Source organism: Nocardioides sp. (assembly GCF_035429765.1).
In the GTDB taxonomy this organism is placed as follows: Bacteria; Actinomycetota; Actinomycetes; order Propionibacteriales; family Nocardioidaceae; genus Nocardioides.
This window is the reverse complement of sequence record NZ_DAOMFK010000205.1, coordinates 1-5,554: the sequence shown is the minus strand read 5'-3', so window position 1 is coordinate 5,554 and position 5,554 is coordinate 1. Positions and strand designations below refer to the sequence as shown.

Genomic DNA, 5,554 nt, shown 5'->3' with positions numbered 1-5,554 from the left:
CCACCCGTCTTGTCTCCGCCCGCCAAGGCGGCACTCCCACCTGCCAGCATCATCGTTGCGAGGGCAACAGCTATGAGAACCCTCGCGCTGCGGAATGAGGTTCCGCGCACACCACTCTTCATGAGACACGCTCCTTCTTGGCTGTTCTCCTGTGGACGTTCTTGTGGCTCCCTTCTGTCGATGCCGGCGACGGCCGGCTCACTCGTCCGGGCAGACGGACTGGTAGGGCTGGGCGGGCAGGAACTGCTGCCACTCCGCCTCGGTCAGGTCCCGCCCGGCCATCTGGCAGGCGAAGTCGAGGGCCCGGTCGAGATCGGTCTCCCAGCGGTAGACGGTGCCGTCGTACGACGCGATCACCACGTCGTGGGTGTCGCCGATGAACTGCGCGCCGGCCGGGACCGGCTCCCCCTGGTGAGGGGGGTACACGGTGCCCAGCAGGTCCAGAGTCGCGGCGTCCCACAGACTCACCCCGCCGTCGGCCGCCCCGGACACCAGGAGCTCTCCGTCGTCGGAGAAGTGGAGCCAGAGCACCTCGGCGCCGAGGCTGGTGGACAGCCGCAGCCCGTCTCCGGTCGAGACGTCGAGGGTGACGATCTGGCCGGTGTCGCCGGCCACCGCCACCGTCGAGCCGTCCGGCGAGGCGGCCGCGGTGTGGGCGAGCAGGTCGACGTCGCCCTCGGCCAGCACCTCTCCTGTGCTCACGTCGAGTACTCGCACGAGCCCGGACACGAGGTCGCGGGTGGCCTCGTAGACCATCGCGGTGCTCCCGTCGCCGATCGGGGCGGCACAGCAGTTCGCGGCAACGTCGAGGGCCTCGCCCCTCGGCAGCATTGTCTCGGCATCGACGATGCTGGTGCTGAGGGAGTCGAAAGGCGAGGCTCCCTCGACGACGAGCAGGCTGCGACCCCCGTCGACGTACGCCAGCGCGTAGATGTCGCGGTTGCCGCGGACCACGTCCTGCTTCTGGATGAGTCTGCCCGTGGCGGTGTCGAGGACGCGCACGGTGCCGGGCGCCGCGCGCGGAAGGTCGTCGCAGCAGTACCCGGCGTACCGGCCTCCCTCGGGATGCCAGGCCCCGGGGATCCAGGGGCTGCCCTGCCATGCGGGAAGGCGCGTCGGCGGCGTCCGTTCCCCGGTCTCGGTGTCGACGAACCTGACCCATCCCCGGTCCTGGTCGTCGACCCAGCGATACGCCACCTGCTGCCCGTCGGGGGACAGGTCGGCCCACGCGAACCGGTCGGAGTCGCCGACCTTGGTCGACTGCTGCAGGTACGTGTGCTGCCCGGACCGGTCCCAGGTGCGGAGCATCGAGTAGGTGCCGCCACCGTAGACCAGGGCGTCGTCCGGGCTGAAGCCGACGCCGTACGGATCGAAGGTGTCCCACCGTTCCAGGCGCTGGCCGGTGCGCGCGTCCCAGACGATCAGCTCGCCGCCGCCGACCGACCCCACGATCGTGCCGTCCGGTGAGAACCGGATGTCGTTCACCGTGTCCCGGTGTCCACGCAGCGTGCGAACCGTCTCGCCGCTGACCGGGTCCACCAGGAGCACGTTCTTCTGGCTCCTGTCGTCCTCGTAGTCTCCGAGCGCGAGCAGGGTTCCCTCGGCGTTCACGTCGAGAGCGAGGTACCACGTCATCAGATCCTCGCGCCGCCAGATCCGCCTGCCGGTCGTCACCTCGTACGCCGTCAGCGGCCAGCCGGTGTACAGGGTGTCGCCGTCCGGGCTGAGCGCCACCCCCTGGACGTAGGGTCCGGTGGGCACCCGACGGGGAGGCCTGGCCGGGGAGCGAAGGTCCCAGACCAACGCGTAGCCCGGGGCCTCGCTGAAATCCTGGTTCGGCCAGTCGACCGTCTGCACCGTGGCCGCCAGGTAGCGGCCGTCGGCGCTGAACCGGACGTCGACCCCCCACACCGGCTTGCCGCCGGGAAAGACGAGCTCGGTCGTGGTCTCCATGGTGTTCGGGTCCAGCAGGCGAACCGGCTCGGTGGACTCTGACCCGTGCAGGAGAACGGCGAGCTGCGTGCTGTCGGGGCTGAATGCCGCGGCGAGGACCCACGGTCCGTCCTCGTCCTTCCGTCCGGCGTCGTAGCTGCGCAGCAGCCTGTTCGTCGAGGCGTCGTAGAGGTGCACCCGGTTCTGGTCGTCTGGGGCTGCGATCCAGCGGCCGTCGCGGCTCACGTCGAAGAGGTCCAGGTAGCCGCCGCCAGGCGCCGCCGACCGGATGAGCAGCGGTTGCTTGGCCAACGCTGCGAGCAGGTTCGCCCGGGTCTCGGACGAATCCTCCAGCCGGGCGCCGGCGGCCGCGAGCAGCAGCGAGAGGCTGATGTCCTTGGTGAGCTGGGCCCGGACGCCGACCCGGCGCGCGTCCGCGGAGACGGCCAGCTGCTCTGCCTGAGCGGCGGTCTGGTTCGCCCGGTCGGACTGCACGGCAGCGATGCCGCCGGCGACCAGAGCGAGGACGAGGAGCACGAGGGCACCGGCCAGCACGATCCGCTGCCGATGGATCAGCCGGGCCTGGGCACGGGCGCGCTCGGCGATGCTCTGCTGCTTGGTCTCGGCGTGGCGCGAAGACGCCTCCAGGAACGCAGACTCGGTGTCGGTGAGGGTGGTGTGGGCGTGGGAGTGCCAGTCCAGCGCGCGGGTCAGCCGGACGCCGCGGTAGAGCTCGCTGTCGGGGCGGCCGAGGCTGTCCCAGGCGTCCGCGGCGCCGGACAGGTGGTGCCGGATCCGCTGGCCCTCGACGTCGTCCTCGAGCCAACCGCGCAGCCGGGGCCAGGCGCGGGCGAGAGCTTCGTGGGTGATCTCGAGGACTCCCTCGTCGCTGGTGACCAGCCGGGCGTCGACCAGCATTCCGATCAGCTGCTCGTGTTGGGGGTCGGCGGCGATCAGGCGGCGTGGGACCTGGGTGCGGACCGCTTCGCCGTCGGTGCCGGGTGAGACCAGCCGCAGCACGAGGTCGCGCAGCAGGTGGCGCTGCTCGGGGTCCATCTGGGCGTAGAGCCGTTCGGCGGACTGGGCCACCGCACCGTGGATGCCGCCGGTGGCCTGGTAGCCGTCCACGGTCAGGGTGGTGCCCTCGCGTCGCCGCCAGGTCTCCAGCAGGGCGTGGGAGAGCAGCGGCAGGGCACCGGGGTCGTCGCGGACCTCCCGGACGAGCAGGTCCACCAGACCCGGTTCGAGGATCAGCCCGGCCTGGAGGGCGGGGCCGGTGATGGTCTCGCGGAGCGCGACCTCGTCCAGGGCGCCGACCAGGTGCAGGCCGCGTTCGACCAGGCCGCTGAAGCCGGCGTGCTCGGTGACCTGCGAGAGCCGGTCCCCGCGCAAGGTCACGATGACCGGCCGTCGGCCGGCCTCGCGGGCGAGACGGTCGAGGAATTCGCGGCGCTCTTCGAGGTCCTCACACAGCGCGAAGACCTCCTCCATCTGGTCGACGGCGAGGACGGTGCGGGGGTCGGAGTCCTCTGGCAGGGCGGTCAACGCCTCTCCCGGCCGCCGCCCTGGGGTCACCACCACGATCTGCTGGCCCCGGACACGCATCGCGGCCAGCACCCCGGCGCGCATGATCGAGGACTTCCCGGAGCCCGACGGGCCCACGACTGCGGCGAAGGAGTGTGCCGCAAGCAGCTGCAGGCACGACTGCACGTCGCGGTCGCGGCCGAAGAACCGCTCGGTGTCATCGACGTCGTAGGCCCTGAGCCCCTGCCACGGGCAGTGCGCCGCCGGTCCCGGTGTCTGGGGCACCAGCAGGCCGGGGTCCTGCCGCAGGATCGACTGCTCCAGGGCGGCGATCTCGGGGGACGGGTCGATGCCCAGCTCGTGGGCGAGCACGGCGCGGAGCTGGCGGATGGTGCGCAGCGCCTCACCCTGGGCGCCGGCCTGGTACTGGGCGAGCGCGAGCAGCTCCCAGCGGCGTTCGCGCAGGGGTGCCGCGCGCACCATGGCATGGGCGCGGGAAAGCACGTCCCGCGGGCGACCGCTGCGCATCAGCGCGTCGACGTACATCTCCTCGACCTCCAGGCGCAGCTCGACCAGGCGTCCCGCCTCGTGCTGCGCCGGGGGCCAGTCGGGCAGGTCGGCGAACGGCGGTCCGCGCCACAGCGCCAGCGCCTTGTCGAGCAGGAAGGCGGCCCGGTCGGGCTCCCCCACCGCGAGCAGCTCGCGGGCGCGGGCCGCGCGCGCCTCGAACTCCCGGGCGTCGATCGTGTCGGCCGGCACCGTCAGGGCGTAGCCGTGCGCGGAGGTCTGGATCGCGCCGGCACCGAGCGCCTTGCGGAGCCGGACGATGCACGACTGCAGGTTCTTCACCGCCGACGCCGGGGGGCGGTCAGCCCACAGCGCGTCCATCAGCTCCTCGGCGCTGACCGGCTGGCCCTGCCGCGTGGCGAGGGCCTGCAGCACGACGCGGTCGCGTGGCCCGAGACGTTCCGAGCCGTCCACGGTCAGCGGGCCAAGCACGCTGATGCCCATCTGGCCACGTTCCTCCGGTCAGCAGGGCCCGTCAACGCCCCGGATACCGGCTGGATACCGACGCCAGACCGGGCCGGTACCGGTGTGCCGGAGAACAGGAGCCAGAGCGGCCGACCGGCCACCCGAACCCAAGGAGCCCACTTGGACCGCTACCGCCTCTCCTCCGACTCCGACCGCTGGTGGTACCCCACCGCCATCGCCGGCACCATCGCCGCCGCCGCCGTGAGCGCCATCCTCCTCGTCCCCCTCATCGGCGCCCAAGCCAGCCAGATCCAAGCCCCCACCAATCACCCCGGACCCCTCACCCCCATCGACCGACCCTGCTACCTCACCCGCGCCGGCTGGCACACCCCCACCGGCTGGCACCAGCCCGTCTGCACCACCAAGATCCGTCGCACGGTGGACGATCCCACCCCCGACGGCCACCGCGAGCTGCCGGACTACCTGCCCTGAACCCGGCAACCGGCGCCGGGCCGCAGCTCACTGTGAACAGTCGACCGCGACTGCGAGGGCCGCGCAGATCTCGCGCATCCGAGCCTCGGCCACCCGGCCCAGACGCTCGACGAGGATCGCGATCGAGACGCTTTCGATCGAGTCGAGATTGGCCACCGAGCGAAGTGGCACCGGGTCGTCGCCGGGTTCGAGGAGGACTTCGCTCGGGAGGCCTCGGATGGTGGTCGTGCAAGGGGCGACAAGTGCACGGCGATGGCGCGGAATGGCTGCGTCGCGAGACAGAACGACGACGGGTCTGCGGCCGATCTCCGCCGTCTCACACCACCACACCTCCCCCCGCAGGGGGAAGTCCGTCATGACGCCGCGACCGCCCGTCGGAACGACGCCAGATCTCCCCACGCGTCCGGCTCGTCGAGCGGGTGGACCTCGTACGCGGCGTAGCTGGCGTCCACTTCGGCCGAGCGGTGGCGAGCCAGCAGGGCAGCGAGGGCTTCGTCGAGAAGCGCGGAGTCGGGCTTCCCAGACGCCTTGCGGGCGCTCTCGAGGAGGTCGGCGTCCACCGTGGTGCTCAGGCGTGTGCGCCTCATGCCACAATCATGCCACGAGTGGGCCGAGGCTGGGCGCGGCACCCGGA

4 protein-coding genes are annotated in these 5,554 nt (G+C 71.9%); 1 reads left to right on the top strand and 3 read right to left on the bottom strand.

The annotated features are described in order from the left end of the window. Nucleotides 1-198 precede the first annotated feature (198 nt). Nucleotides 199-4,467, bottom strand: coding sequence for an nSTAND1 domain-containing NTPase (locus PLP61_RS14490; RefSeq protein WP_324503460.1), 4,269 nt, complete (start codon nucleotides 4,465-4,467; stop codon nucleotides 199-201). Nucleotides 4,468-4,608: 141 nt separating this feature from the next. Between PLP61_RS14490 and PLP61_RS14485 the strand changes: the two genes are divergently transcribed. Next, the gene (locus PLP61_RS14485) at nucleotides 4,609-4,920 is read left to right on the top strand and encodes a hypothetical protein (RefSeq protein ID WP_324503459.1); all 312 of its coding nucleotides are present in this window, start codon (nucleotides 4,609-4,611) and stop codon (nucleotides 4,918-4,920) included. A gap of 27 nt (nucleotides 4,921-4,947) precedes the next feature. On the opposite strand, the gene PLP61_RS14480 is transcribed toward PLP61_RS14485, so the two are convergent. Beyond that, the gene (locus tag PLP61_RS14480; protein ID WP_324503458.1) at nucleotides 4,948-5,277 is read right to left on the bottom strand and encodes a type II toxin-antitoxin system PemK/MazF family toxin; all 330 of its coding nucleotides are present in this window, start codon (nucleotides 5,275-5,277) and stop codon (nucleotides 4,948-4,950) included. Then, nucleotides 5,274-5,507 carry a hypothetical protein gene (locus PLP61_RS14475; protein WP_324503457.1) on the bottom strand — a complete coding sequence of 78 codons (234 nt, stop codon included), beginning with the start codon at nucleotides 5,505-5,507 and terminating at the stop codon, nucleotides 5,274-5,276. Before PLP61_RS14475 ends, PLP61_RS14480 begins: the two co-directional genes overlap by 4 nt. Between the last annotated feature and the right edge of the window lie 47 nt (nucleotides 5,508-5,554).